Origin of the sequence: Acinetobacter sp. Ac_5812 (assembly GCF_013072695.1) — a bacterium.
In the GTDB taxonomy this organism is placed as follows: domain Bacteria; phylum Pseudomonadota; class Gammaproteobacteria; order Pseudomonadales; family Moraxellaceae; genus Acinetobacter.
Genome location: NZ_LXUK01000001.1, coordinates 124,296 through 149,355, shown reverse-complemented (window position 1 = coordinate 149,355; position 25,060 = coordinate 124,296). Strand labels below are relative to the sequence as shown.

The window sequence follows — 25,060 nt, the reverse complement described above, 5'->3', positions numbered from 1 at the left end:
AGACATGGCAGAGCGCCTGAATAATGACTTTCAATTTCTGGATGTAGCACGCCAAGATCCAGAGAAAAAAGATATTACTGTCCGCAAGGCAGAGTTTGTGGAAATTTATAAACCTTTTACTGCGGAAGTGGCTGCGAATCAGACCCACCGTTGTTTAGGCTGTGGTAACCCGTATTGTGAGTGGAAATGTCCAGTTCATAACTACATTCCAAACTGGCTAAAGCTGATTGCAGAAGGTCAGATTTTCCAAGCCGCTGAACTGTGCCATCAAACCAATACCTTGCCAGAAGTCTGTGGTCGTGTTTGCCCACAAGACCGACTTTGTGAAGGGGCATGTACTTTAAACGATGGTTTTGGTGCAGTCACGATTGGTAATGCGGAAAAATATATCAATGATACTGCTTTCGCTTTGGGCTGGCGTCCAGACATGTCTGGGGTCAAATGGACCAATAAGAAAGTGGCGATCATCGGTGCAGGTCCTGCAGGTTTAGGCTGTGCAGATATTCTTGCACGTGGTGGGGTTAAACCAGTTGTATTTGACAAACGTCCTGAAATTGGTGGTCTACTGACTTTTGGTATTCCAGAATTTAAAATGGAAAAAGATGTGATGAAACGTCGTCGTGAGATTTTCACGGGGATGGGCATTGAATTCCGTTTAAATACTGAAATTGGTGTGGATGTGACCATTGAGCAATTGCTTGCGGAATACGATGCCGTGTTTATGGGCATGGGCACTTATACCTATATGAAAGGTGGTTTCCCTGGTGAAGATCTTGACGGTGTTTACGATGCCTTAGATTTCTTGATTGCCAACGTGAACCGTTGCCAAGGTTGGGAAAAAGATCCAAGCGAATACATCAGTGTCGATGGTAAAAAGGTGATCGTTCTAGGTGGTGGTGATACCGCGATGGACTGTAACCGTACTTCATTACGTCAAGGTGCACATGATGTGACCTGTGCATATCGTCGTGATGAAAGCAACATGCCAGGTTCTGCACGTGAAGTGAAGAATGCTTATGAAGAGGGTGTAAAATTCCTGTTCAACCGACAACCAATTGAAATTGTTGGTGAAAATGGCAAAGTGACTGGCGTTAAGGTTGTAACTACACAAATGGGTGCACCAGATAGTCGTGGTCGTCGTAGCCCTGAACCAATTCCGGGTTCTGAAGAAGTGTTACCAGCAGATGCGGTGTTACTTGCATTCGGTTTCCGTCCAAGCCCAGCAGATTGGTTTAGTACTGCCAATGTCGGATTGGACGGTTCAGGTCGTGTGGTCGCGGCTGAACAACAAGAGTTCAAGTTCCAGACCTCGAATCCAAAAATCTTTGCGGGTGGTGACATGGTCCGTGGTTCTGACTTGGTGGTGACTGCAATTTGGGAAGGTCGTCAAGCTGCTGAAGGCATTTTGGACTACCTTGGCGTGTAAGCTCTTATTCTTTATTTAAGTTGTTAAAAAGCCCAAGCCTCATGCTTGGGCTTTTTTATCGGGTTGATGATCTGTAATCTAATTGTTGTGGCCAAAGTAAATAAAAACTTTAACAAGTGTTCAATAAATTGCTATGCTATTAATGATAATAATTCTCATTTTTGTTATGGTGAGTGGATAAAATAATGACATCGAAACTCAATGACAGGTTGTTAATTGCTGCACTGTATACCAGTACTTTTCTTTGCTTGGTGGATTTGAGCAGTGTGAATTTGGCTTTAACCGCAATTCAAACTCAGTTTAATAGTCATCTTGCTGATTTACAGTGGGTGATTGATAGCTATGCACTGAGTATGTCGAGTTTAATGTTGGCGGTGGGAGCGTTAAGTCAGTGGTTAGGACGCAAACGTCTGTGGTTGACGGGTGTCGTGATCTTTATTTTTGGCTCTGTAATCTGTGCCGCTGCGCCAGATTTTAGTTTATTGCTTGTTGGGCGAGTAATTCAAGGTATTGCGGGGGCGATGCTGATTCCTTTAACCCTTGCAATCATCGTACATCATTTTACCCAAGCCAATCGCAAGGCACGAGAAATTGGCAACTGGAGTTCATTCAGTGCTTTTGCCTTAATTGTTGGGCCACTCATGGGTGGCCTCATGGTGCATTATCTAGGCTGGCAGAGTATTTTTTGGTTAAATCTACCCGTTGGATTATTGGCCTTGTTTTTAGGTTGGAAAGGGATTGAAGCAGATTCAAGCCAGCAAAAAGTAAGTTTTGACTATTTAGGGCTGATTTATAGCGTGATTGCAATTGCAACGCTGACCTATAGCATTATCATGGTACAGCAAGCCCATATCGGCTATCTGATCAGTTTTAGTTTTCTTATCTCCATTGCCTTTGCTCTAATTTTTATTCGACATCAAAATAAAGTCTCGCACCCTCTGGTGCCACGTCATTTATTCCATAATCGCATTTTTTTGCGCTTTAATCTGATTTCATTTCTATTGGGATTTGCAGGCTATAGCTCCTTATTTGTGTTTGCCTTGTTTTATCAGGAACAGGTTCATTTAAGTGCAGCGCAAGCCGGTTGGCTGATTGCCCCACAATTTCTGATGCAGGCGCTGGTTTCCATCTGCTTTGGACGCTTGCAGCAAAGTTATGGCGCATTGTCATTGCTTCGGATCGGGTTGCTGATCTCAGGCGTTGCATTGATCGCGATGGTCAGTTTTCAGAGTAATTCTTCATATCTGCTGTTTATTGGCTTAAGTGGCATGATGGGTGCAGGCATTGGATTGATCGTGCCGAGTTCGAGTACCTTGAGCTTGCATGCAGTATCACAGGCAGATGCCAGCTTTGCCGCTGCAATTTTAAATATGCTCAGACAACTTGGACTGACTTTTGGGATTGCGGTATTAGGCACATTAACTGCATTTATCATTCAATGGAGTGTTGTAAGCTTGCATTATTCGATGGCTCAGGCGCAGTTATTGGCATTTCATATGGTCGTGGCAATCATGGGTGGACTGTTTCTTGCAGCCATATGGAGCTTGAGAAAAATTAGACAATCAGAATGTGTGGCATCTACATCATCGTTATAGACCAATCATCATTTTGGTAGTTTTGGCAAACTTTATAAGCTTTTTTGCCCTGTCATTGCCATTTTCTCAGCGCAATACTCAAACCCAGTCCGGGAAATGATGCAGGCAATCGAGATGGCTCTTGCAAATGTGAATGTGGAAAAAAATTATTTAAATCGTCCTAAAGCATTGGGAATTACAGTACGACGTTTGCAATTTAATCCGAAAAAAATCAAACGTCATTATTTTGCTAATTCTCCAGTCATGTCACATCTATTAACAGCACTGTCTTCAACATTTCCAATTGGAGAACAGTATTTTGTGAATAGTGTCCGCAATGTTCGAGATAAAGTACAAGACCCTCAGCTACAGGCGCAGATTGCGGCATTTATTGGGCAAGAGGCGATGCACTCCAAAGCACATACAGAGTTTAACGATGCTTGGCGACGTGAGGATTATAATCTCGATCGTTTTCAGGCGTGGTTGGCGAAACGGGATGATATGTTGCGAAATATTCACCCGAAATTACAACTGGCCTTAACTTGCGCTTTTGAACATTTCACAGCGATGTTAGGCGGTTATATTTTAAAACACCCAGAAATTCTCAGTACGCTAGATGATGATGCGATGAAGCTTTGGGTTTGGCATGCAATTGAAGAAATCGAGCATCGTTCGGTGGCATTTGATGTCTACCAAGAAGTCTATGGCGATGATCGTATCCGCCGCTTACTGATGCGCAGTGTAACGACTGGCTTTGCTAGCCTGACGTTTTATGCAACCACGCGGTTGATCTGGCAGGATAAATGGAAGAGCTTACCGAAATTGGGTGGCAATCTGTTTGGCATGTATTTACTCAGTAAAATGCTATTACAGTTGATTCCTGAGTATTTATCTTACTATCAAGCTGATTTTCATCCAGCCAAACATGATTACACCGCATTGGTAAATTACTGGAAAGCACGCATGGCAGATGAATATGGTATGGCAAGCTTCCAAGAGGAAACCGCTTCTAAAATTTATAGTTAATCATCATCCAATACCATCAAAGTTGCTTAGCATGGCATTACATCAAGATTCTTGAGTAATGCCTTTTTTATTTAAATTCAGATAAAGCAACTTTAATAAATGTTACACAGCCGACAAAAAATCTCATTACAATGAATTATCGCAAAAATATAAAGAAAAACTTGAGGATAAATTTTTATGAAAATCATCAAACAAACCGCACTGGCAACGGTATTGGCAAGCACATTGTTATTTACCGGTTGTGGTTATAACACTTTGCAAGTCAAAGACGAGGCAGTGACAGCTTCTTGGTCTGAAGTTCAAAACCAATACCAACGCCGTGCCGATTTGGTACCGAATTTAGTCAATGTGGTGAAAGGCTATGCCAAACATGAAGAGCAGGTTTTGGTTGAAGTTACTCAGGCACGTTCTAATGTTGCGGGATTAAAAGTCGATAAAGAAGTGTTGGAAGATCCAGCGCTATTTGAGAAATACCAACAGGCACAAAGCCAATTGACGGGTGCATTATCGCGTTTGATTGCGGTTTCAGAAAGTTATCCTGACTTAAAAGCCAATGAGCAATTCCGTGATTTACAAGCACAACTTGAAGGTACTGAAAACCGTATCGCGGTTGCGCGTAATCGTTATATTACCACGGTTCAAGATTACAACGGCTATGTACGCCAATTCCCTCAAGCGTTGACTGCTAAAGTCATTGGCATGAAAACCAAAGAAAACTTTAAAGCGGAACAGTCTGCACAGCAAGCGCCAACAGTTTCATTTAATTAATATCTGAAATTGTTTTGAACTGTGAGGAGTTACCGTATGTTGAACGTGTTTAAGCAGAGCTTAAAGCAGCGAATCTTAGCTGTTTTAACCATTATTTTTGCGACACTGTTTTTCCAACATGCGGTTTGGGCTGAAGTCGCGACCGCAACCGATCAAAGTGATGTGCTTGTTGCGGGTAAAATTATCCAAGAGCAGCAAAAGAATAAAACGACGACTACACCAGCCACGCCAAATGCTGAAACTCCTGCATTGCCAGAAGTGGCGAATGACATGGCAGAGGGCGAATCGATTCGTGGTTTGCCAACTTTAAATCAACCCGTGATTGATCAGGCCAAAGTATTGAGTGATGCTGAAATGCAGCAGCTCAATCAGAAAATTCTCAGTCTGTATCAGCAAGGTAAAGCACAAATCGGGGTGATTATTGTACCGACCACTGGGCAGGAAGCAATTTTTGATTTTGCTTTGAGAACGGGTGAAAAATGGCAGCTTGGCTCAGCCAAACGCGATAATGGTTTATTGATGGCAATTGCAGTCAATGACCGTAATATCCAGATCTTGACGGGTTATGGCCTGGAGGGCGTACTGCCTGATGTGGTATTGAGCCGAATTATCCGCAATCAAATCACACCCTACTTTAAACAGGGGCAATACGCACAAGGGATTTCTACGGGATTAGATGAAATCAGTCGTATCGTCAATTTAGACCCAGAGATTGCACAGCAAGCCGCCCAAGAGTTGAAAGATCGGCATGAACAAGCAATCCAAGCACAGCAGGCTAAAGACAACACCCTCACCATGGCGTTATTCATTCTGGTAGCAGGTGTCGTCGGTTCATTTATTGTCGGTAATCGTTTAAGTGCTTCCACTGCAGCTGTGGCTGCAACCGTTGCTGGTTTGGTCAACGGTGCGGGTCTAATGATGAGTTTATTGCTTGGTGTCGGGATTTTCTTTTTATTAATCACCTCGTTGGCGCAACTGATTTTCCAAGCCTTTCTATCAGGTGGTGGTCGCGGTGGCGGCGGAGGTGGTTTTGGCGGCGGCAGTGGCGGTGGTTATAGTGGCGGCGGCGGTAGCTTTGGCGGGGGAGGAGCATCAGGCTCATGGTAACCAAGACAGATACAACACAGATTATTACTCAGCCTAAACTGGATGAGCATGTGCAACCGAGTTTGAAGCGTTGGTTTAAGCATTTCCTCTATGTTTCATCAGCACATCGTTATTTTAGTAAGCAAGATCGAGCCGAGATTGCCAAGGCCGTCCAGCAAGCGGAAAAGGGCCATGTCGGAGAGATTCAGGTGGTGATTGAAGGACATATCCCTTGTTCACAAGCCTATCATCAAAATACTCGTTTACGCGCTCAGCAATTGTTTGCCGAGCTTGGAGTTTGGGATACCGAACTGAATAGTGGTGTATTGCTCTATCTCAATCTATGTGAGCGTAAAGTCGAGATTGTGATTGATCGCGGTTTAAAAAATGCTACACCGACTGAAACTTGGAATAGGATCTGTCAAAGCATCGTACTGTTGTTGGCTCAAAAGCAATATCTACTGGCCGTGAATAATGGGGTCGCGGAGATTGGACAGATACTAGACCAGTATTATGTGAAAACAGACCTCAATGAGCAAAATGAATTGCCGAATGAACCGATTATTCTAAATTAAAACGTGATCTTGCTATCCAAAAATAGAGCTTGTTGTTTTGTTTAAAATCTATTAATGTGCAGAATGTTCTGTACATTAAATCTATTATCGGTGGATTGTTCCAAATATCTTCTGATAAGCGGTAAAAAAAATATCAATAAATTTTCTGTGAATTGAGTCGCTCAATTTACATACAAGTAGAAAGTAATCAAATTCATTAGCTAAAAAAATGAATAATTAAGCAGTAAAGCTGACGTTATTTGTCATTTTTTTTCTTAAAATGTCTGAATTGCTCTCATTTTATCCAGCATGAATTTTTTTTAAGTCCCTGTTTTTTTAGGTTAAAATTAGCTAAGCTAAGGACTGGCATAAAACATGCTAATTACTAAATAGCTGAAAAAAGCTTATAAAAAAATATCCATTGGAGAAATGTTATGAAATCAATGCAAAAGGGTTTTACTCTTATCGAATTGATGATCGTTGTGGCGATCATTGGTATCTTGGCTGCGATTGCGATTCCGCAATATCAAAACTATGTAGGTCGTTCAAATATTGCAGCGGCAGTACAAACGGTTTCGGCCAATAAGACTGGTTTGGAGGAATACGTGATGGAATATGGTGAATTCCCAGATGGCACAACTGCACCAAAAGCAGCAGTTCCTGAATCAGCTCCAGGTGCCGGAGATGCTCAAGCAGCGGTTCGTGGTGAACGCGCTGAAGATTTAGGAATTGTAAATCCATCATTTGGTAAAATTGTTCTTAAAGATTTAACTAATGGTTCAGGTGCAATAACTTTAACATTTACTACTGGAAATCCTGGTATTAATACTAAAAATGTTCAATTATTCCGTGATTCAAATGGTACATGGTCTTGTGTAAGTGATGTTGATAAAAAGTTTGAAAATAAAGCTTGCTCTATTGGTACAATTAACTAAATATATTTAGTTTTGATAAAAAGTGCATCTTATACAGATGCACTTTTTTTATTCCTATTATATCCAAGATATTTAATTTATTTATAAAACATTAATTATTTAAGAGATAATAAAAAATATTTCAAACTGACTAAAAAGGTCACATAAAAACAAATCTCAATAATTATTTTATTTCATCACTTTGATTTTTATCATTATTTTTTATTGGCACGTTTATTGAATGAATAAGAAAAAAGGGGTGAAGTAATGAATAAGGGTTTTACATTAATCGAAGTTATCATTGTTGTAGCAATTGTTGGTATTATTTCTGCTATAGTAATTCCTCAATATCAGAATCATATTGCACGGTCTCAAATTGCAATTGCAATTGCTGAATTAAGAGGTGCACAACCTCAATATGAGCTAATTATACACGGTGGCTCAGCATCCAGTGATTTTACTGTAACAAATATGTTTTTTTCTAGCGCGTATTCACACATATGTACTTATCTCGTTAATCCCCCTGATGTTCATAATGTAGCTGATCAAGCACTAGTGTGTAAGTTAAGGCAAGTTAGTCCTGCTTTAAAAGGGCAATTTGTTTATTTTAGTCGTGATAAAAATGGGAAGTGGAAGTGTGACACATCTTTGGGCGTGAGTGATAAATATAAACCAGCTGGATGTAGATAGTAGTAAAATGCCTTGCTTATATGAGTTGCAAGCGTTATAGAAACAATGTAAATCGAAAAAGGAAATTGGATGTCGAAACGTATAAGATTTTTTATTGGTCATTTATTAATTTCTTTTTTCATTGCATTGAATGTGATTGGAATCATTTTTTTTATTTGGTACCCTGATCCAATTGCCCAAGCAGTTGGTGTAACTAATATTCTACTAATGCTGCTATTTATTGATGTAATCATTGGGCCATTTTTAGGATTATTAGTCTATAAAGAAAATAAAAAAACCTTAAAAATGGATTTAAGTGTCATCATATTATTACAGTTGAGTGCATTAGGATATGGGGTTTATACGATTGAAAAAGCACGCCCAATTTGGATTGCCTATTATGTGGATCAGTTTCAGCTTATAAAAAAGAATGAACTTTTTTTAGAGAATATCCATCATGCCTTACCCGAATATCAGCATATTCCTTGGCTGAAACCACAATTTGTGGGGGTTGAGTTTGCTAAAGATAAACAAACTCGTGGTGATGATATGCTAGCTGATGTTCTGGGTGGAATTTCAATAGCACGAAGACCAGAACGCTATGTAGCATTAAATACAGTAAAAAAACAAATTCAACAACATTCACAAAGTTTAGCCTTGTTAAACCAATTTAATGAGAAAACATTGGTAAAAAACACTTTGGCAAAATATCCTGAAGCTACGGCTTTTGTCCCTTTAAAAGCGAATGCAGTTGATATGACGGTTCTCATTAATAAAGAAAAAAGTGAAGTGGTTAAAATTGTAGACCTACGTCCTTGGAAGTAAATTGTAGTTTTTATCTTATATTTAATTTGTAACTTAAGGCTTAGCGATATAATTCACTAAGTTTTTTTCTTATGTATAAAGTATGCAATTTTTATGCTTTTTTCTTGCCAGCGTTCTGATCAGCTTTGCTTGGCTCTCCCCATTTCATACTTATCCTTGGGTGACTTTTTCAGGTGAGCTTGCTAGCTTTTTAGCTGGCTTAGTCTTACTTGCTGTTTTTCTCAATAAAAAAATTACTATTCCAAGAGTACAACTCTGGATCGCACCGATTATAGCTGTTCCATTGCTGCAATGGAGCTTTGGGTTGGTTAATGACTTTAGCTCGGCACTATTAAGCTCTCTATATGTATTCGCTTTTTGGCTGATGATTGTGCTTGGCTATAACCTTTCTTTAGAAGCAGAAAAGCGTGAAGCGCTGATGCAAGAGACCTCTAAGCTGCTATTTGGTATTGCGATTGTCTGTAGTGTTATGGCAATTGTGCAATGGTGTGGTTTAGGTGGCGTTATTAATGGGGTGATGCAGTTAAAAGGGGATCGCCCTTATGCAAACTTTGGCCAACCGAATCATTTAGCAACATTCCTGATCATGGGCTTAATGGGGGCTTTATATCTGTATGAAAAAAGAGTCGTGGCTGCATGTTGGTTAGTGCCATCTAGTCTATTGATCCTATTTACCATTGCTTTAACCCAGTCTCGAACTTCATGGGTAGTCTGTTTATTTATTCTATTCTATTGGATGTATAAGCAATACAAGCAGCAACCACGCTTCAGCTTTATTCAGCTTTGGATTTGGTGTATCGGTTTTTTTGTGATTGCAGCGTGGGGCTTGCCATTGCTCACAAATGTCATTGAAACGTTCTCAAACTCAGAAGTCATCCAAACAACTAGTTTGGCTGAACGGGCTAGCTCAGGCTATTTACGTTTTGATATCTGGACGCAGATGCTTTTGGCACTAAAAGAGCAGCCATGGTTAGGCTATGGCTGGAATCAGACCAGTGTTGCGCAAATCAGTATTTTTAATTTACATCCTTCGCATGAGTGGGTGATCAGTGCACACAATGTTTTGTTGGATATCTTGGTCTGGAATGGTTTACCACTTGGATTATTGATTATTGGTTATATGGCAATCTGGTTCTTCTGGTTAGACCGAAATGCCAAAGATATCACTTCAGTGGTTGCGATTCTGATGGTTGCGGCAATTTTGATTCATGCCATGTTGGAGTTTCCGCAACGTTATGCGTATTTCCTATTGCCCATGGGCTTTTTATTGGGTCTAGTTCAAGCACAAACACCTCAGCTAAAAGCAGTGACGTTAAATAAAAATGTCATTCGCTTTATTTGGCTGATTGGTATCGTACTGCTGTTATTGATTTGGCGTGATTACAAGCTATTTCAGGAAAACAGTCGTTTAATTTTTAAAAAGCAGCAACCGACAGTAGAGATATTGGGAAGTTCTAAAATTCTGTTATTGACGCAATTTCAGCAGCGACTTGATTGGATCAATCTAAAACCTCAAACTCAAATGTCTGGTACGGAATTGGAGTGGATTGATGCTTTAGTCAAAAATAAAGCAACCCCTTATAACCTGAAAAAGTATGCACAGGTACTGGTTTATAATCACAAGTTTGAAGAAGCAGAACAGCAGCTCTTTATTTTACAGCAGCTGTATGGACAAACACTTAGCCTGCCAGAAGTGGTTGAAATAAATAAGCAAGCGAAATAAAAATAAAGCCCTGATTAGGGCTTTATTTTTTGATTCAACCCAATAAATAGTTGGGGTTGAAGAGAAGAGTTAGATTTGGCTTTGAATATAGTTTTCAATACCTACATTCTCAACCAGATCAAGTTGGGTGTCGAGCCAATCCCAATATTCTTCTTCTTTCTCTAAAATTTCTTGGACTAAATCACGGGTCACATAATCTTGTTCTGCTTCAGCAAGTTCAACAGTTTGTTTGATTGCCTCAATATTTTCTTTGACCTTACGGATATCGCAGTTCAGAACTTCTTCAGTATGTTGACCGATATAGAGCTTGCCTAAATGCTGTAGATTCGGTAAGCCTTCTAAAAATAAAATACGCTCAATCACTTTATCAGCATGTTTCATTTGACGAATAGATTCTTTATATTCGGCTGAACCTAGTTGCTCAATTCCCCAGTCATTAAACATACGAGAATGTAAGAAATATTGGTTGATCGCAGTTAAATGATGGTACAGCACCTGATTCAGCTGATTGATAACTTCGCGATTGCCTTTCATTGCACTTACTCCAAAAACACCAAGTGATGCCCTAGTTGCTAAGGCAATTTATTGTATTTTAATCAACAAAGAATCGTCTGGCGAGTAATTTATAGAACGGCAAATGAAAATCACAATCAAAAACATCCTGATATGGTTATGATTTTTATAAAAAAACCGCTTAAATGAGGAACTTTTTAGGTTCTACAGGAAGCGGTGGAGTCGTAAAACAAGAAATGAATCGGAGCAATAATTTTGAAGATAAATTAGGCAGCTATAGAAATACGTGCGGCGATTTCAGCAAGTTCATCGCTGATAATAGCGCGGGCTTCAGGAGCACAACGACCACAACATGTTCCTAGATCGAGTAGGTCACGGATTTCACGATAGCTCTCAGCGCCATTTGCAACGGCTTCTTTGATATCCTGATCGGTAATTCCACGACATAAACAAACATACATGGGAGTGAGCCACAAATATAAATGCGATAATTGATATTATTGATAATTATTATCGTTTGTCAATGAATTTCATTCTAACAATGAGTATATTCTTATTGGGAATTTGAATAAAAAAATACCGCCTGATCGGCGATATTTTTAATGATTTATAACTTTTTGATAAATATAAATTTAAAAAAGTGCTTATGAAATGATCACAATCCCATCCATTTCCACCAAAGCACCTTTGGGTAAGCTGGCAACACCAAGCGCTGCACGTGCAGGGTAGGGCTGTGCAAAGTATTCGCCCATAATTTGGTTCACCAATTGGAAGTGTGACAAGTCAGTTAAAAAGATATTGAGTTTGGCAATATCAGCTAAACTGCCACCAGCCGCTGTACAAACGGCTTTAAGGTTATCAAATACGCGACGGATTTGAGCTTCGATGCCTTCTACAAGTTCCATACTGTACGGATCTAAACCAATCTGACCAGAAAGGTAGAGTGTATTGCCAACAAGAATTGCTTGAGAATATGTTCCGATAGCAGCAGGGGCGTGTTCAGTATGAATAACTTGGCGTGACATTTAGCTCTCCTAGGTTGTTTTTTCTACCTTAAACCATGCGACTTTAACACAAAAATTCAGGCACGAAAGTCTTGAGTACTGTGTAGTCGCAGTTGCATGGATATATTATTAGAACTTTTATGTTGATAACATGCTTTAAATATTCATTTTACAGCTGTACTTGTATTTAATTGGTGGTTGCCAATTTTTCGACTTCAGGCTGTACGATGGGCATATTTAGGCGTTCAATACGAGGGAAGCCAAAGTTCATGCGTAAATCTCGGATAATTTGGGCGATTTGATTTCGGTTGCTGACCACGATGTTGACATAGGTTTTTTGGTCTTGTGAGTGAACCATTTCTACCCCCGTTTTGGCTTTACGGCATTGATAGATTAAATCAGAGATCTGTTCATCGTTCATCGCCATGTGAATACATAAATAAGCACTGAAACGGACATCATCAATTTCTTCGGATTGCCAATGCAATGGCATGATATTTTCTGGATGCAGGTGCTGTTCATGTAATAAATTGCGACATCGTGAGCGATGCACGATTAAACCCCGTCGGGAGAGGTGTCCTTGGATTGGGTCACCCAAGACTGGATTGCAGCAATGTGCATATTTTACATCAACGCCCTCTGTACCTAAAATCAAACGATCAGAGGCTTCATGATGCTGTGAATGATAATCCTGAGCAAATAAATGATTTGCAACCAGTTGTGGTAATAGATCACCCACCGCAATCTGTTCGAATAGAGTATCTTTACTACTTAAATGACGCCACTCCAGCACATTGGTCCAATCAGTTGGCGATAGATCATCAATTGAACGCTGGAACAATTTTAAGGCGCGATTTAAGGCCTGCTGTCCGACTAAGCGCTGTTCATCAATATCCTGCTCTCTAAGCATGTTCTGCAGCGCGCGACGTGCTTTCTGCGTGTTAATGAAGCTGAGCCAGTCTGGATTTGGAGTTGCTAAAACATCGGTAATGATCTCAACCACTTGACCGCTATGCAGTGGGGTGGATAATGGACGAATTTCACCATCGACTTTGGCACCTACTGCATGGTTACCTAAGAACAAGCTGGCTGAATAGGCAAAATCAACCACAGTGGCGCCTTGCGGTAATTCGTGCAATTGTCCATGTGGGGTATAGACCCAAATTTTTTCTTGGTGTAAGTAATCAAGCAAATCACTAAAGGTGGTTTTGGCACAGCCACTATCAATTAGGGTATTCAGATTCTGCATCGAAGCTTGAATGGCAGAACGGCAGGCTTGCGGTGCATTTTCGCCAAGCACTACACCAAAACGGGCTGCCTTACGCATTAGCTCAGTTTGGATGGTCAATGAAAGCGTGGTTTTTTCACCTTTGAGCTGGATCATTAACGACTGATTACCACCGGGTAAAGGGCGGCGAATGTGGTCGTGATATTGTAAAACCTGGAAGTTGTCTTTCAGTGCGTCAACCAGACGGTCACAGTCTGCGATACTTTGCAAAATAATTTCAAAAGCATGGCTATGGCTGAGTTCATTTAAGTCAATTTCATTTTTAATAAAATGGCGTAGCAATTCGATATTGTTGTTTTTCTTTTTAATTCGACCTTTAAGATCGTACGATTTTAACAGCTCAGTAAGTTTTTGTTCCCAAACCGCTTGGTATTCACAGCGTTTTGGCTTGGTTTCCAAAAGCGCGGTTTGCACATCATTAAACATGTCTAAATCAAGATTTTGATAACAGAGATGTTCTAGGTTATCTGCCATCTCATTCATACCGACCAGACGCGCCATAGGTACAAAAATATCCAGTGTTTCTTGTGCAATACGCGCACGCTTATCTGGACGCAATGCACCTAAGGTGGTCATGTTGTGATAGCGATCGGCTAATTTAATAATAATGACACGAGGGTCTTGTAGCGTTGCTTGCAAGATTTTTCGGAAGGAGGCGGCTTTATTATATTCTTTATCGCTGGAATGGCTGAGTTTGGTGACACCATCGACCAATTCGGCGACCACTGAGCCATATTTTTGTCCAATTTCGTCTTTGGTAAATTCAGTGTCTTCAATCACGTCATGCAGTAAGGCCGCCATCAGCGTATCGGCATCAAGACGCATATGCGCCAAAATGCAACTTACTGCAATTGGGTGCAACACATATGGCTCACCACTTTTACGGGTGATACCACTATGGGCTAAATCAGCAAAATCGCAGGCCGCAAGTACTCGTTGAACGTCACTATCTTTAAGATAGGCCTCAATAATTGCTCTGAGCTGCTGCTTGGCTTGGCTGACCTCTTCGCCTGGCATATAACACCTTTTATAACCTAAATTCAGAAATGCTATGTCTGCTGATACTTCAACGATATAAAGATATATTACGTTGATGGTTCACCTATTCAATGCGAATTGAATGTCGTAAACCGGATTTGATCCCATTGAAAACTTACATTGATCGCAAGTGTTCACAAACATTACGCTTATCTTCTAATGAAAAGCAAATTGAGAAACTTGTCAATTTGTTCATTATAAAAACTCGTAATTTTTTTCAATGACGGATATTGCTTTTATCAATATGTATTGAATTTTGCAAGAAAGAAAAAAGCCCAGAGTCTTCACAATGGGCTTTACGCATAACAAATTCGATTTAGAAAGTAAAACCTTCTAAGTTTAGTGAATTTGTAGACAATACCATATCAAGGTTTGATGTTTGGTAGTCTTGATCGCGTTGTTTTAAAATTTCTTTAGTCACATGACCAATTGCAATTTCACGCAGCGCAACGACTGTTGGCTTATCATTGTCCCATTCTACAGTGGGTTCCATACCTTGACGTGCTAATTGACGTGCACGTTTACTCGCCACCAGTACTAACTCGAAGCGGTTATCTACATGGTCTAAACAATCTTCAACGGTTACACGTGCCATAAGTTGTCTCGTTTGAACATTACATTTGAAAAGACTGAGTAGTATAAAAGGCTTTTAGCCCAGACTCAAGTTATTCACGATCAAGGGTAAGCAAGTTTTCGATTAATTGTTGATGACGCACACTTTGTTGCAAAGTAACCAAACGATTTGCAGCGATAATTGCTTCTAAATCATGTACCGCTTTATTGAAATCATCATTAATAATGACATAGTCAAAACTGGCAAAATGACGCATATCTTCAACTGCACAACTTAAACGATGTTCAATGACATCAACAGAATCTGTGCCACGATTTGAAAGACGTTGCCTTAAATCATATTGTGTTGGAGGGAGAATAAAGATTTGTTTCGATTCAGGAAAAAGTCGACGAACCTGTTCAGCACCTTGCCAGTCAATTTCGAGTAAAACATCATGACCTTGTAGCAGTTGTTCTTTGACCTTAGCTTGTGAGGTACCATAATAATTTCCGAATACTTCTGCATATTCGATGAAGCCGCCGTCATTAACTTGTGCTAAAAAGCTTTCTTTATTGGTAAAATGGTAGTGAACACCATCAAGTTCACCAGGGCGTTGACCGCGTGTAGTATGAGAGACAGAAACGTGTAAGTTGCTGACTCGATCGAGTAGGGCTTTGACCAAAGATGTTTTGCCTGTTCCTGAGGCTGCAGAAACGACAAACAATAGACCCGACATGATATTTTTCCTGAATATGATAAAATATCTTGGCTATTGTAGTGTAGCGTGTCATTAAACGAAATAGTTTGGTGTAAAAATTCAGATCATGAGAGAGGATGTTATGGAAATCGTGTTGGCCAATCCACGAGGCTTTTGTGCTGGAGTTGACCGTGCTATAGCAATCGTCAATCGAGCACTGGAATGTTTTAACCCACCTATTTATGTACGCCATGAAGTGGTGCACAACAAATTTGTGGTCGATGATTTACGTCAGCGAGGTGCTGTATTCGTCGATGAATTGGATCAGGTTCCTGATGATTCAATTGTGATTTTTAGTGCACATGGCGTATCGAAAGCAGTACAGCAAGAAGCTGATCGCCGTGGTTTAAAAGTATTTGATGCGACCTGCCCATTAGTGACTAAAGTTCATATTGAAGTGACGAAATATGCACGCGAAGGGACTGAGGCCATTCTAATTGGACATGAAGGTCACCCAGAAGTGGAAGGTACCATGGGGCAATACGATAAGTCTCGTGGTGGTGAGATTTATCTGGTTGAAGATGAACAGGATGTTGAGGCTTTAATGGTAAGACATCCTGAAAAAGTCGCTTTCGTTACTCAGACTACACTCTCAATTGATGATACAGCTAAAGTGATTGATGCGCTTCGAAGTAAATTTCCAAAAATTCAAGGCCCGCGTAAAGATGATATTTGCTATGCCACCCAAAATCGTCAGGATGCAGTGCGTGATCTAGCTGAACAATGTGATGTGGTTCTAGTGGTCGGTTCACCAAACTCGTCAAACTCGAATCGTTTACGTGAGTTGGCTGAGCGTATGGGTAAGTCGGCGTATTTGGTCGATAATGCGGATCAACTTGAAAAAGATTGGTTTAAAGCAGAGAGCAAAATTGGTGTCACTGCAGGTGCATCAGCCCCAGAAATTTTAATTAAACAAGTGATTCAGCGCTTACAAGATTGGGGTGCGACGCCACCAAAAGAACTACAAGGACGTGAGGAAAACATTACCTTTAGTCTACCAAAAGAGTTGCGTATCCAAGTGATACAAGCCTAATTTTATTAGAAAAATGTGAACTGGAAACGGATGGATTGCACTCCATCCGTTTTTTTTTGGTGCTTATCTGCTTTGTATTGGTTCTGTAAAAATAAAATTTAATATAGAGTAGTGAATTTTAAGCATTAGGTGCTGGGGAAATGGGGAAAACTCGGGGGTTCACCTTAATTGAATTGCTGGTGACGATGGTGGTACTGGTAATTGTTGCGTCCATTGCAATGCCTAATTTTCAAAAAGCAAGAGCAAGGCAGAAAATTGAACATTCAACTAAAGACCTTGAAAAAACATTAATTCAAGCTCGTTATGATGCTGTTTTACATCGGTATAGGGTAACTGTAAATCTTGGTGAAGCTGGAAGTCCAACCCCACAAATTTTGTACTGGTCTGTTCCAGGCGATCAGCAAATATCATACTTACAGTTTAACTGTGAAAGTAATGCATGGAATGGAGAAGAAATCGAAGGTATTGATAGACTGGTATTTCTAACAGATGGAAGTGCCCAACTTTCTCGCAATTTTACGGATGATGATGGTCATAATCAACGAGAAGATTTAACGCTCTCGGCTATTCAGGTTATTGTTTCCAATGGGGTGACAACGAATTATGTAGAAATAACTCCTTTAGGGAAAGTGACTACAAAAAGTGGGTCTAAGCAAGGACAGGAGTGTTCATAAATGCAAGCAGAACATCATCAACAGGGAATGGGGTTGGTTGAGGTGCTTGTAGCACTTTTATTGCTGGCTATTGGCATTTTGGGTTTTGCCCTATTACAAGTCAAAGCATTGGATTCCTCAATCGAAGCATCTAAGCGTATTCAGGCGATGAGTTTGGCCAAAGATATTGCTGAGCGTATTCGGGCGAATCAAGATGGTTTGACTAAAGAGATTGAAGGTACTGACGAGCAAGGTAAGAAAGAAGTTTATAAGGCGTATGTGAGAGCTTTTAGTGGTAAAGAGAATTTGAGCTCTTATAGCTATTCAGCATGTTTTTCAAATGCCACCGCTTGTGATAGTGAAAAATTTGCAGCTGAAGATGCAAAACAAGCTCTTTATAACGCTTATCAAAAAGGGATGAAGATTGGTGTGAATCAATGTGCAGCAGATACGGAGATACAGCGGAATCGTTACTGCATTTATGTGGCTTGGGATGAGACGAATCCACAAGATGGTACAGATAGTAATGACTGTACTCACAATGGCAATTATGGCTCGGATACAAAATGCATCGTATTGGAGGCGTACTAAAATGAACAAACAACTAGGTATGACTTTGATCGAACTGATCGTCGCATTGGCTCTTGGGCTAATTATTGTTGCAGCGGGATTTCAATTATTTGTTTCGGGTTCTATTAATTATAATTTACAGAAAACGCTATCTGAGCTCCAAGATAATGGCAATTTTGGATTGAATTACATTACTAAAGATATTCGTATGGCAAATTTAGATGCGAATCTAGCCATTCTTAATGATCGTAACTTATATAGTGGAATTGTACTGACAAGTTTAAAAAGTTATACATCATTATCTGCTGATGATCAGAAAACACAATCTGCAAATTTACCTTTTCATCTAACTGATGAAAATACCACAAAAATTGCGTTACTCACTCAGGGTGTTGGTCAAGCAAGTTGGTCTGGTGCAAGTAATATTCAAGAATACAAAAGTGACCAGTTGGTTATTCAATATAAAGCCATTGTGCCAGGTTCAATGGACTGTGAGGGGCGGAAAGTTTCTAAAGAAGAGATTGAAAAAGGTATCTTTATTATCCAACGCTATTTCTTAAGAAAAGATGGAGATGATTTAGCGTTGGTCTGTGATGCTGGTCAGTATGAAACTTTATTGGAAACAGCTGATCTACCAACTGCTATAAGCCGTTATGGAGGTAATGGTGAAGTGATTATGCGTCGAGTGGATCATTTCCATATTTTATTGGGAGTCAAAGATAATACTACAGATACGTTCAAATATATGTCAGTGAAAGACTATATGGGAGATAGTAATACTTTGGTGAAAGATGGTACTTCTCGTCCAAGAATCATGTCAGTACAACTAGGTATATTAATGCGTGGAGTAGAGACGGTGCCTAGTAATCAGGAAATTCCTGATAAATTTCAAATTCTAGATCAAAAAGTTACATTAAAAGATGATGCTAAAGCAAAAAGGTATATCCGAGAGGTGATTACTCAAACGGTAGCATTACGTAATGGTTATGGGTTAATGGAGAGTCTGTAATGCGTATTTTTGACCAACGAGGCGCAACGCTGATAACGGTACTCTTCATCTTATTACTGATGACAATTATAGGTACGTTTGCTGTTAAACAAAGTATTGTCGGTTTGAACATTGCGACAAATAGTCAAGCACGGAATTTAATGCAGCAAACAGCCGATGCGGTATTTTTTGCGATAGAACAAGACAATAAAAATAATAGTATTTTGCAAAAAAACTTAAGCTCTTTGGGAATGTTGGGGATGGTCAAGTCTGATAATTTCCTAACCAAAGAATTAGTTTTTTGTTATCGCCCGAAAACACAAAAAAATGTCTTTGATTTAAAAAATGCCAGTATTGTGTCATGGGAAGAAGTGACTGATCCGAGTGATAATACCAAAAAAATTACGCAAATTAAGAATGATGAATTAGGTATAACTGGTTTTTGCCAGTACACCACTAATGATTTTAGTAGTGGACGTGATGTTATGATTTCACAGGTTGCGATTAAGAAAAGTAGTATGAATAGTGATGTTCCATTCAAGTTTTATCCACTTGGTACCGATACTACAACGGTTCAACTTGATAATATTCAACCTGTAAGAGTTGTAGTGACAACAATTATTCCAGGTATGGCAACAGGTGGCAATTCATGGTCTTCGAATACAACTGAAATTAATAAATGTTTTAAAGATTACACCAATGAAAAGGCGACTGAAGATTCTGATACAGAAACAATCACAGACTGTTTTGAAAAAATTGGTGTGCCTTATAGTCAGCAAGTGATGGATTATGCAGTGGTGAGCTATGCCACCAAAAGCAGTTAATTGGGGATAATGCAATGAAAATTATGAAACTAAAAAAATTAGTCGTTGCTTGTCAAGCAGCTGCAATGACCATCGTAACCAGCGTGGCCGTTTCAACTCAGGCCAGTGATGTAGAGTTATATAAGGCACCGCAGACATCTGAAACTACCTTAATGTTTATGTTGGATGTATCAGGGAGTATGAGTCGTTATTTTAATAGTCAATCGGGTTATGGGTGTGATTTACCAAGTGGTGCTACAGATTTTGGACGAGATTTTGCTGTAGAGTCGGCTGTAACAGGTGTTACCCCTTATCGCCGCCAGTGGTGTAAGGGTGATTATAGTGGGTCAATAAAATATCCTGATCGTATTACACGTTTAAAGGATGGAATGTTAAAACTATTACAAGGTGATACTGATACAACAAGATTACCTGACAATTTGGCCGTAGGATTATCTGAGTTTGGTGGTATAAATGGTCGAATTAAACTAGAGGCACGCCCTTTAAGTGACAATGTTGATATTGGAAATGGACAATTATATAGAACCGTAGAGACTATCCAATGGATAGACGATAGAACAAGAACAAGAACAAGAACAAAGGATACTTCTCAGACTTTAGCTCAAAAAGGAACAAGAACACAAAATTGTACTACTACAGATGGCACAAGGACAGGTGGGTCAAAATGGTGTAATGTTTCTACTGTAATAAATTGGATCGATAATGGAAATTGGACACCTGACCCAGTAAACCCGAGTGGAAATACGGGGTGGTCGGGTTCTACGGATAGTAGTTGGATTTCCCGTGAGCAAACAATCACAACAGTTCGTGAAATATGTAAAGTATGGGATACAAGTAATAACTGTTCTACTTGGGAAAGAACTACAAATACAGTTCCAACGGGAGCAACTGCTAGCCCACCAAACGAGACAACGATACAATATGGGGCAGTAAATACGGACGCTGAAAATACAAATAATTATCAGACTTCATATTTAGACAAATCACCATCCGCAGGAAGTTGTACAACTAATTCACAAAACTGTACTAGGAATCTTCAGCGCACTGCAACAGTAAAGCAAACAGGTATAACAGCACAACGAAGAGATGCTTCTTATACCCGAACAACTCTATATCTCGGCACCGTTTATCGTACTCATCGACAAAGAATGATTGATGCTGTGATTAGTCTACAGGCGAATAATAATACACCTACGGCTTTCGCTTATGCTGAAGCAGCTGCTTATATGATGGGGGCAACAACTAAAAATCTAACAAGTACAGGTTTTACTGATTCAATTGGCAAAACAGCAATTCAGGATGGAAACAAATATTTGGCGCCAAGTCGAGTGACGAGTGCGAAACAATGTAATACTCAAGGAATTTACTTTTTAACTGATGGTGAACCAAATTATTCGAATAACTCTGGTAATTATACGACTTTTATGAAAAGCACTTTAGGTACAAAAGGAGCTGACTTTAATTGTTCCACGAGTTATTTACATGATAAAACTAATTCTTGGGATTGCATTGGAAATTATGCTAAAGCTTTATTAGACACAACTAAAAACCCAGCAGGAGTTTTAATAAAAACAGCAGTTGTGGGTTTTGGTAAAGATTTTGGCGATGATACCAGTACAGATTCTGATATTTTGAATGCAAAAAAATGGGGGGAAGTGGGGCAAGGAGGATGGTATCCTGGACAAAGTTCAGCAGATGTTGTTGAAAGTGTAAAAAGATTTCTGAAAAAATTGCAAAAATATATCCCACCAGTCACTACTGGCTCGGTGACTATTCCAGTGGATAACTTGGATACTCAAAATATTCAGCCTTGGGGCTATTTCCCACAATTTGATCCACGTCCAGATTTAAAAGTCACCACTTGGGTTGGAAATTTAAAAAAATATCAAGTTCTAAATAATACCTTGAAAGATCAAGATGGTGCAGATGTTATGATCACCTCTGGTACAGGAAAGGGCCAGAGCGTGGATAACCCAAATGATTATTGGGCAGATCAAAACATCATGCGAGAGATTACTAAAGTTAAGCAAGTCAACGGAATAGATGAAGAAGAAACGATACGTGTTCGAGTTGGTGGAGCATTAAGCCGGTTATTATTAGGTTCAACTACAACGACAGGTACGGATCCGGTAACGACTGAGAGAAAAATTTTTACTGATCGGAAGTTGAGTTTGGCGGTCGATAATACAACATATGTCGCCCAACCAATCACGGATGGTGATCTAATACAGATCAAAACTGCAGATTTAAAAATCAATAATCCCGATAATAACTTTAATGTGGACAGTAAGCGTGGTTATGTTGCTGCGTTATTTGGTTACGATGTAAGTAGCGATGTTGCTGCATCGATTACGGATGAAGCAAATACGGCATTTAACAATTTTCTAAATAATACTAATGCGACACTTCGTCAAATGGGTGCTGTGATGCACTCTAAACCGATCCTAATTACACAAAAAGGAACAACCAAATACGATAAAGATACAGAGACGATTAGCTATGATAATCGTGATGATTTAATTGCTTTTGGTACAACTCAAGGTGTGTTGCATGTTGTTCGTGCTGGTAAAAGTGCAACGGATAGTGATGCTGGTAAAGAAATTTTCAGCTTTGTACCAAGTGAAATGATAGATAGACAAGCAGAGAGTTTTATTGGCCAACAAGATGACCCAAGTGCAACTCTACGTTATGGAATAGATGGGCAATGGACCGCCTATACAGAATATGCCACAAAATCTGGTGAAAAAACTAATGAGCCCATTGTCAGCGTTGCCAGTGCGAATGGTGGTAAACAATGGCTTTATGGTGGTTTGCGTATGGGAGGTAAGAGTTATTATTCTTTAGATCTTTCAAATGTTACATCAACGAGCGGAACACCTAAGCTTAAATTTCGTATAAATCCTACAGGTATATGTAGTGCCACCAATGGCCTAGGTTGTATGGGACAAAGCTGGTCTAAACCAAGTATTGCATGGGTAAATTGGCAAGGTAAGCGGAAATTAGTGATGTTTGTTGGTGGTGGTTATGACTCAATTTATGAGAGCTCAGCTGACTATACACCTTCATCAAGCTATATTGATCAAGGCGCTGGGGTTTATATGTTTGATGCGAATGATGGTAGTTTGTTATGGTGGGCAAGTGCCAATGCCGGTTCAACAAATACAGATACTGAAAGAACGTATGCGGCTGACATGAAGCGTAGTGTAGTGGGGAACATTAAAACAGTTGATCGTAATAGTGATGGGCTTGTCGATCATCTGTATTTTGGTGATTTAGGTGGGCAAGTTTGGCGTATTGATTTAAATGCATCTGCGAAAGCTGGTGTGGCTACTGATGACAGTGGTGAAAAATTTGCAACCCGAGCTGTCCGTATATTGGATATGTCAGGAGCAACAAAAGTACCTCGTTTTTATAATGCACCTACGTTTACTATCCATAACTCAACGAATGGTTTGTTTGCAGCTGTTACTATTGGCTCAGGAAATCTTAGTTATCCAATGTCTGCGGGAAATAATGCTGATGATGCCGTATATGTAATCTATGATAAAGATGTGACCCGTCGCAACTTACCTGTTTTGGCTACAAAAGAATTATATACCCAAGATGTTAAACCAAGTGGCGAGGCTGGTAAAAACTTGGTAAAAAATACCAATGGTAATACGGAAACAGCATTAAGCAATGGTGGTTGGTATTATCCTGTTGGAACTAAAAAGCGTATTTTAAATGAATCTGTTGCCATTGATAGTGATCTATATGTGAGCATTTTTGATTCTTCTAAAGATATTACAAATGTAGATTGTTATGGTGGGGTACGAGGTGAGAGTAACGCCACACAGTTTTGTTTGCCGTATGGTGAATGTAAAAAGAAAAATCCTGATGGTTCAACAGGATCTGATAACCGCCCAAATGATATTTTTTTAGGGAAAGGAAATGTCGGTATTAGTTTTGGTGGTATTAATCGGGATCGAGGTATCGTATTAAACTTACCAACGAATGAGAATTTGAAAAAATATACAGGTAAGACCAAATTCGTTTCTCAGCGTTGGTATGAGCGTTAATTAAGGAGGCTTTTATGAAGAATAAAGGTTTTACCTTGATTGAGTTATTAGTGGTATTGGTCATTATTGCTATATTTGCTGCCTTAGTTATACCTAGCTATCAGCAATTCGCACGCCGTGGAGCTGCATCTCAAGCAGAGCATGAGATACAGCGTTTAGTAACTTTGTTAGAACAACACAAAGCTCGGAATTTAAATTATAGGGGTTTTGCTGTGGCATCAACAACTGTACCTATTAATACTACGGGTTCACAAAAAAAATATACAATTTTTGTGAGAGACGCTACCGTACCTACGGTTGCATTAGATGATATAAGTGCATTAGGACAAGGGTGGGTGATATTAGCAGAAGCTAATTCTTCAGTAAATTATGGGGCGGATTGTGCGACATGTAATGCTTTACAAGATCAAAATTATAGTTATTTGTTCATAAGCGGCGGTACTCGTTGTAGAACGAAAGACAAATTATTAGAATCTAAAGTATTAACCAGTACGAACTTGAAGTCAGCAAATCCGTGTGGAGTAAATAGTGAAACATGGTAAAGAAATAGGATTCACACTTGTTGAAGTTATGATTGTGATTGCCGTTATTGGTATTTTGGTTGCCATTGTTTATCCATCATACCATCAATATGTTTCTAAGGCGAAACGAGTAGCAGTAGAAAGTGAAATGTTAGAGATTGCTGCTAGTTTACAGCGATATAAAGCAATAAATTCTACTTTTATAACGCTAGAAAACAAGGCAATCACACTTGATACTATACACCACAATGGTTTAAGCCCACAATCGGGATCAACTTTATACAATTTAGCATTGTCGAATGTTACAGCTGGAAGTTGGACGCTTACAGCGACACCTGTAAATGGGCAAACTGGAGATGGCCATGTGGTTCTGAATAATCAAGGACATAGGTGCTGGAACAAAGGAAGTGATAAGAATAGTGGTTCTGCATGTACCCCATCAGCAACAACAAATTGGGATGGCCGTTAACACCCTAGCTGCTAACTCACTAAAAAAAGCAAACCTCAGTGTTTGCTTTTTTTATAGCAGTTGATTTTGTGAACTATTTAATATTTTTAACAACAATAATTAATGAATGTGACCTACTTATCATTTGTCTGTGATTACCTACCTTTTATCTCTTAAAGGTAGATTTTGGTGCATTTTCGATAGAAATTAATATTAAACATGAAAACAATCACGAAAATAACGTTCA

24 protein-coding genes are annotated in these 25,060 nt (G+C 39.5%); 18 read left to right on the top strand and 6 right to left on the bottom strand.

Annotated elements, in window-relative coordinates; genetic code table 11:
* The first annotated feature begins 4 nt into the window (after positions 1-4).
* The 10 genes from A7P55_RS00795 to A7P55_RS00750 all read left to right on the top strand — a co-directional run bounded on the left by A7P55_RS00795 (position 5) and on the right by A7P55_RS00750 (position 10,565).
* Complete coding sequence (locus tag A7P55_RS00795; protein WP_171550733.1) at positions 5-1,426, top strand: glutamate synthase subunit beta; 1,422 nt, start codon at positions 5-7, stop codon at positions 1,424-1,426.
* Between the two features lie 185 nt (positions 1,427-1,611).
* Entirely contained in the window at positions 1,612-3,021 is a 1,410-nt protein-coding gene (locus A7P55_RS00790; RefSeq protein ID WP_171550732.1) for an MFS transporter, read from the top strand.
* 114 nt (positions 3,022-3,135) lie between these two features.
* The gene (locus A7P55_RS00785; RefSeq protein WP_032865077.1) at positions 3,136-4,026 is read left to right on the top strand and encodes a metal-dependent hydrolase; all 891 of its coding nucleotides are present in this window, start codon (positions 3,136-3,138) and stop codon (positions 4,024-4,026) included.
* Positions 4,027-4,203: 177 nt separating this feature from the next.
* Positions 4,204-4,794: a LemA family protein gene (locus A7P55_RS00780; RefSeq protein WP_016162297.1), complete on the top strand. Its 591-nt coding sequence runs from the start codon at positions 4,204-4,206 to the stop codon at positions 4,792-4,794.
* A 36-nt stretch (positions 4,795-4,830) separates the two neighbouring features.
* Positions 4,831-5,901, top strand: a complete 1,071-nt coding sequence (locus A7P55_RS00775; RefSeq protein WP_171550731.1) for a TPM domain-containing protein — start codon at positions 4,831-4,833, stop codon at positions 5,899-5,901.
* Positions 5,895-6,455: a TPM domain-containing protein gene (locus tag A7P55_RS00770; RefSeq protein ID WP_171550730.1), complete on the top strand. Its 561-nt coding sequence runs from the start codon at positions 5,895-5,897 to the stop codon at positions 6,453-6,455. Before A7P55_RS00775 ends, A7P55_RS00770 begins: the two co-directional genes overlap by 7 nt.
* A gap of 413 nt (positions 6,456-6,868) precedes the next feature.
* Positions 6,869-7,369, top strand: a complete 501-nt coding sequence (locus A7P55_RS00765) for a pilin (RefSeq protein ID WP_171550729.1) — start codon at positions 6,869-6,871, stop codon at positions 7,367-7,369.
* A gap of 246 nt (positions 7,370-7,615) precedes the next feature.
* Positions 7,616-8,038 carry a pilin gene (locus A7P55_RS22780; protein ID WP_171550728.1) on the top strand — a complete coding sequence of 141 codons (423 nt, stop codon included), beginning with the start codon at positions 7,616-7,618 and terminating at the stop codon, positions 8,036-8,038.
* A gap of 69 nt (positions 8,039-8,107) precedes the next feature.
* Complete coding sequence (gene tfpZ / locus A7P55_RS00755) at positions 8,108-8,842, top strand: TfpX/TfpZ family type IV pilin accessory protein (protein ID WP_171550727.1); 735 nt, start codon at positions 8,108-8,110, stop codon at positions 8,840-8,842.
* Between the two features lie 82 nt (positions 8,843-8,924).
* On the top strand, positions 8,925-10,565 hold the full coding sequence (locus tag A7P55_RS00750; RefSeq protein ID WP_171550726.1) for an O-antigen ligase family protein: 1,641 nt from the start codon (positions 8,925-8,927) through the stop codon (positions 10,563-10,565).
* A 69-nt stretch (positions 10,566-10,634) separates the two neighbouring features.
* Here the strand turns inward: A7P55_RS00750 and bfr are convergent, their stop codons facing one another.
* The 6 genes from bfr to gmk all read right to left on the bottom strand — a co-directional run bounded on the left by bfr (position 10,635) and on the right by gmk (position 15,697).
* On the bottom strand, positions 10,635-11,099 hold the full coding sequence (gene bfr, locus A7P55_RS00745) for a bacterioferritin (RefSeq protein WP_004803950.1): 465 nt from the start codon (positions 11,097-11,099) through the stop codon (positions 10,635-10,637).
* A 245-nt stretch (positions 11,100-11,344) separates the two neighbouring features.
* On the bottom strand, positions 11,345-11,539 hold the full coding sequence (locus tag A7P55_RS00740) for a bacterioferritin-associated ferredoxin (protein ID WP_171550725.1): 195 nt from the start codon (positions 11,537-11,539) through the stop codon (positions 11,345-11,347).
* A gap of 183 nt (positions 11,540-11,722) precedes the next feature.
* Positions 11,723-12,103, bottom strand: a complete 381-nt coding sequence (locus tag A7P55_RS00735; RefSeq protein ID WP_171550724.1) for a RidA family protein — start codon at positions 12,101-12,103, stop codon at positions 11,723-11,725.
* Between the two features lie 166 nt (positions 12,104-12,269).
* Entirely contained in the window at positions 12,270-14,387 is a 2,118-nt protein-coding gene (locus tag A7P55_RS00730) for an HD domain-containing protein (RefSeq protein WP_171550723.1), read from the bottom strand.
* A gap of 337 nt (positions 14,388-14,724) precedes the next feature.
* On the bottom strand, positions 14,725-15,003 hold the full coding sequence (gene rpoZ, locus A7P55_RS00725; protein ID WP_004803954.1) for a DNA-directed RNA polymerase subunit omega: 279 nt from the start codon (positions 15,001-15,003) through the stop codon (positions 14,725-14,727).
* Between the two features lie 70 nt (positions 15,004-15,073).
* Positions 15,074-15,697, bottom strand: coding sequence for a guanylate kinase (gene gmk, locus A7P55_RS00720; RefSeq protein WP_171550722.1), 624 nt, complete (start codon positions 15,695-15,697; stop codon positions 15,074-15,076).
* A 103-nt stretch (positions 15,698-15,800) separates the two neighbouring features.
* Here gmk and ispH point away from each other — a divergent pair, with 103 nt between their 5' ends.
* The 8 genes from ispH to A7P55_RS00680 all read left to right on the top strand — a co-directional run bounded on the left by ispH (position 15,801) and on the right by A7P55_RS00680 (position 24,834).
* Positions 15,801-16,751: a 4-hydroxy-3-methylbut-2-enyl diphosphate reductase gene (gene ispH / locus A7P55_RS00715; RefSeq protein WP_171549979.1), complete on the top strand. Its 951-nt coding sequence runs from the start codon at positions 15,801-15,803 to the stop codon at positions 16,749-16,751.
* Between the two features lie 140 nt (positions 16,752-16,891).
* Entirely contained in the window at positions 16,892-17,425 is a 534-nt protein-coding gene (locus A7P55_RS00710; protein ID WP_171550721.1) for a prepilin-type N-terminal cleavage/methylation domain-containing protein, read from the top strand.
* Entirely contained in the window at positions 17,426-17,995 is a 570-nt protein-coding gene (gene pilV / locus A7P55_RS00705; RefSeq protein WP_171550720.1) for a type IV pilus modification protein PilV, read from the top strand.
* A 1-nt stretch (position 17,996) separates the two neighbouring features.
* Positions 17,997-18,983 (top strand): PilW family protein, encoded by a 987-nt coding sequence (locus tag A7P55_RS00700; protein ID WP_171550719.1) that lies wholly within the window; start codon positions 17,997-17,999, stop codon positions 18,981-18,983.
* Complete coding sequence (locus A7P55_RS00695; RefSeq protein WP_171550718.1) at positions 18,983-19,786, top strand: pilus assembly protein; 804 nt, start codon at positions 18,983-18,985, stop codon at positions 19,784-19,786. The genes A7P55_RS00700 and A7P55_RS00695 overlap by 1 nt, the downstream gene beginning before the upstream one ends.
* A gap of 14 nt (positions 19,787-19,800) precedes the next feature.
* Positions 19,801-23,844 (top strand): PilC/PilY family type IV pilus protein, encoded by a 4,044-nt coding sequence (locus A7P55_RS00690; protein WP_171550717.1) that lies wholly within the window; start codon positions 19,801-19,803, stop codon positions 23,842-23,844.
* Between the two features lie 14 nt (positions 23,845-23,858).
* The gene (locus A7P55_RS00685) at positions 23,859-24,386 is read left to right on the top strand and encodes a prepilin-type N-terminal cleavage/methylation domain-containing protein (protein ID WP_171550716.1); all 528 of its coding nucleotides are present in this window, start codon (positions 23,859-23,861) and stop codon (positions 24,384-24,386) included.
* Positions 24,373-24,834, top strand: coding sequence for a type IV pilin protein (locus A7P55_RS00680; protein WP_171550715.1), 462 nt, complete (start codon positions 24,373-24,375; stop codon positions 24,832-24,834). Before A7P55_RS00685 ends, A7P55_RS00680 begins: the two co-directional genes overlap by 14 nt.
* Positions 24,835-25,060: the final 226 nt, after the last annotated feature.

Excerpts from the sequence above, each read along its gene's own strand:
- A7P55_RS22780 (WP_171550728.1), top strand. The coding sequence starts at position 7,616 with ATGAATAAGGGTTTTACATTAATCGAAGTTATCATTGTTGTAGCAATT.
- rpoZ (WP_004803954.1), bottom strand. The coding sequence starts at position 15,003 with ATGGCACGTGTAACCGTTGAAGATTGTTTAGACCATGTAGATAACCGC.
- A7P55_RS00770 (WP_171550730.1), top strand. The coding sequence starts at position 5,895 with ATGGTAACCAAGACAGATACAACACAGATTATTACTCAGCCTAAACTG.
- A7P55_RS00790 (WP_171550732.1), top strand. The coding sequence starts at position 1,612 with ATGACATCGAAACTCAATGACAGGTTGTTAATTGCTGCACTGTATACC.
- A7P55_RS00750 (WP_171550726.1), top strand. The coding sequence starts at position 8,925 with ATGCAATTTTTATGCTTTTTTCTTGCCAGCGTTCTGATCAGCTTTGCT.
- A7P55_RS00740 (WP_171550725.1), bottom strand. The coding sequence starts at position 11,539 with ATGTATGTTTGTTTATGTCGTGGAATTACCGATCAGGATATCAAAGAA.
- pilV (WP_171550720.1), top strand. The coding sequence starts at position 17,426 with ATGCAAGCAGAACATCATCAACAGGGAATGGGGTTGGTTGAGGTGCTT.
- A7P55_RS00735 (WP_171550724.1), bottom strand. The coding sequence starts at position 12,103 with ATGTCACGCCAAGTTATTCATACTGAACACGCCCCTGCTGCTATCGGA.
- A7P55_RS00690 (WP_171550717.1), top strand. The coding sequence starts at position 19,801 with ATGAAAATTATGAAACTAAAAAAATTAGTCGTTGCTTGTCAAGCAGCT.
- A7P55_RS00765 (WP_171550729.1), top strand. The coding sequence starts at position 6,869 with ATGAAATCAATGCAAAAGGGTTTTACTCTTATCGAATTGATGATCGTT.
- A7P55_RS00710 (WP_171550721.1), top strand. The coding sequence starts at position 16,892 with ATGGGGAAAACTCGGGGGTTCACCTTAATTGAATTGCTGGTGACGATG.
- tfpZ (WP_171550727.1), top strand. The coding sequence starts at position 8,108 with ATGTCGAAACGTATAAGATTTTTTATTGGTCATTTATTAATTTCTTTT.
- gmk (WP_171550722.1), bottom strand. The coding sequence starts at position 15,697 with ATGTCGGGTCTATTGTTTGTCGTTTCTGCAGCCTCAGGAACAGGCAAA.
- A7P55_RS00730 (WP_171550723.1), bottom strand. The coding sequence starts at position 14,387 with ATGCCAGGCGAAGAGGTCAGCCAAGCCAAGCAGCAGCTCAGAGCAATT.
- bfr (WP_004803950.1), bottom strand. The coding sequence starts at position 11,099 with ATGAAAGGCAATCGCGAAGTTATCAATCAGCTGAATCAGGTGCTGTAC.
- A7P55_RS00785 (WP_032865077.1), top strand. The coding sequence starts at position 3,136 with ATGGCTCTTGCAAATGTGAATGTGGAAAAAAATTATTTAAATCGTCCT.
- ispH (WP_171549979.1), top strand. The coding sequence starts at position 15,801 with ATGGAAATCGTGTTGGCCAATCCACGAGGCTTTTGTGCTGGAGTTGAC.
- A7P55_RS00700 (WP_171550719.1), top strand. The coding sequence starts at position 17,997 with ATGAACAAACAACTAGGTATGACTTTGATCGAACTGATCGTCGCATTG.
- A7P55_RS00685 (WP_171550716.1), top strand. The coding sequence starts at position 23,859 with ATGAAGAATAAAGGTTTTACCTTGATTGAGTTATTAGTGGTATTGGTC.
- A7P55_RS00780 (WP_016162297.1), top strand. The coding sequence starts at position 4,204 with ATGAAAATCATCAAACAAACCGCACTGGCAACGGTATTGGCAAGCACA.
- A7P55_RS00775 (WP_171550731.1), top strand. The coding sequence starts at position 4,831 with ATGTTGAACGTGTTTAAGCAGAGCTTAAAGCAGCGAATCTTAGCTGTT.
- A7P55_RS00795 (WP_171550733.1), top strand. The coding sequence starts at position 5 with ATGGCAGAGCGCCTGAATAATGACTTTCAATTTCTGGATGTAGCACGC.
- A7P55_RS00695 (WP_171550718.1), top strand. The coding sequence starts at position 18,983 with ATGCGTATTTTTGACCAACGAGGCGCAACGCTGATAACGGTACTCTTC.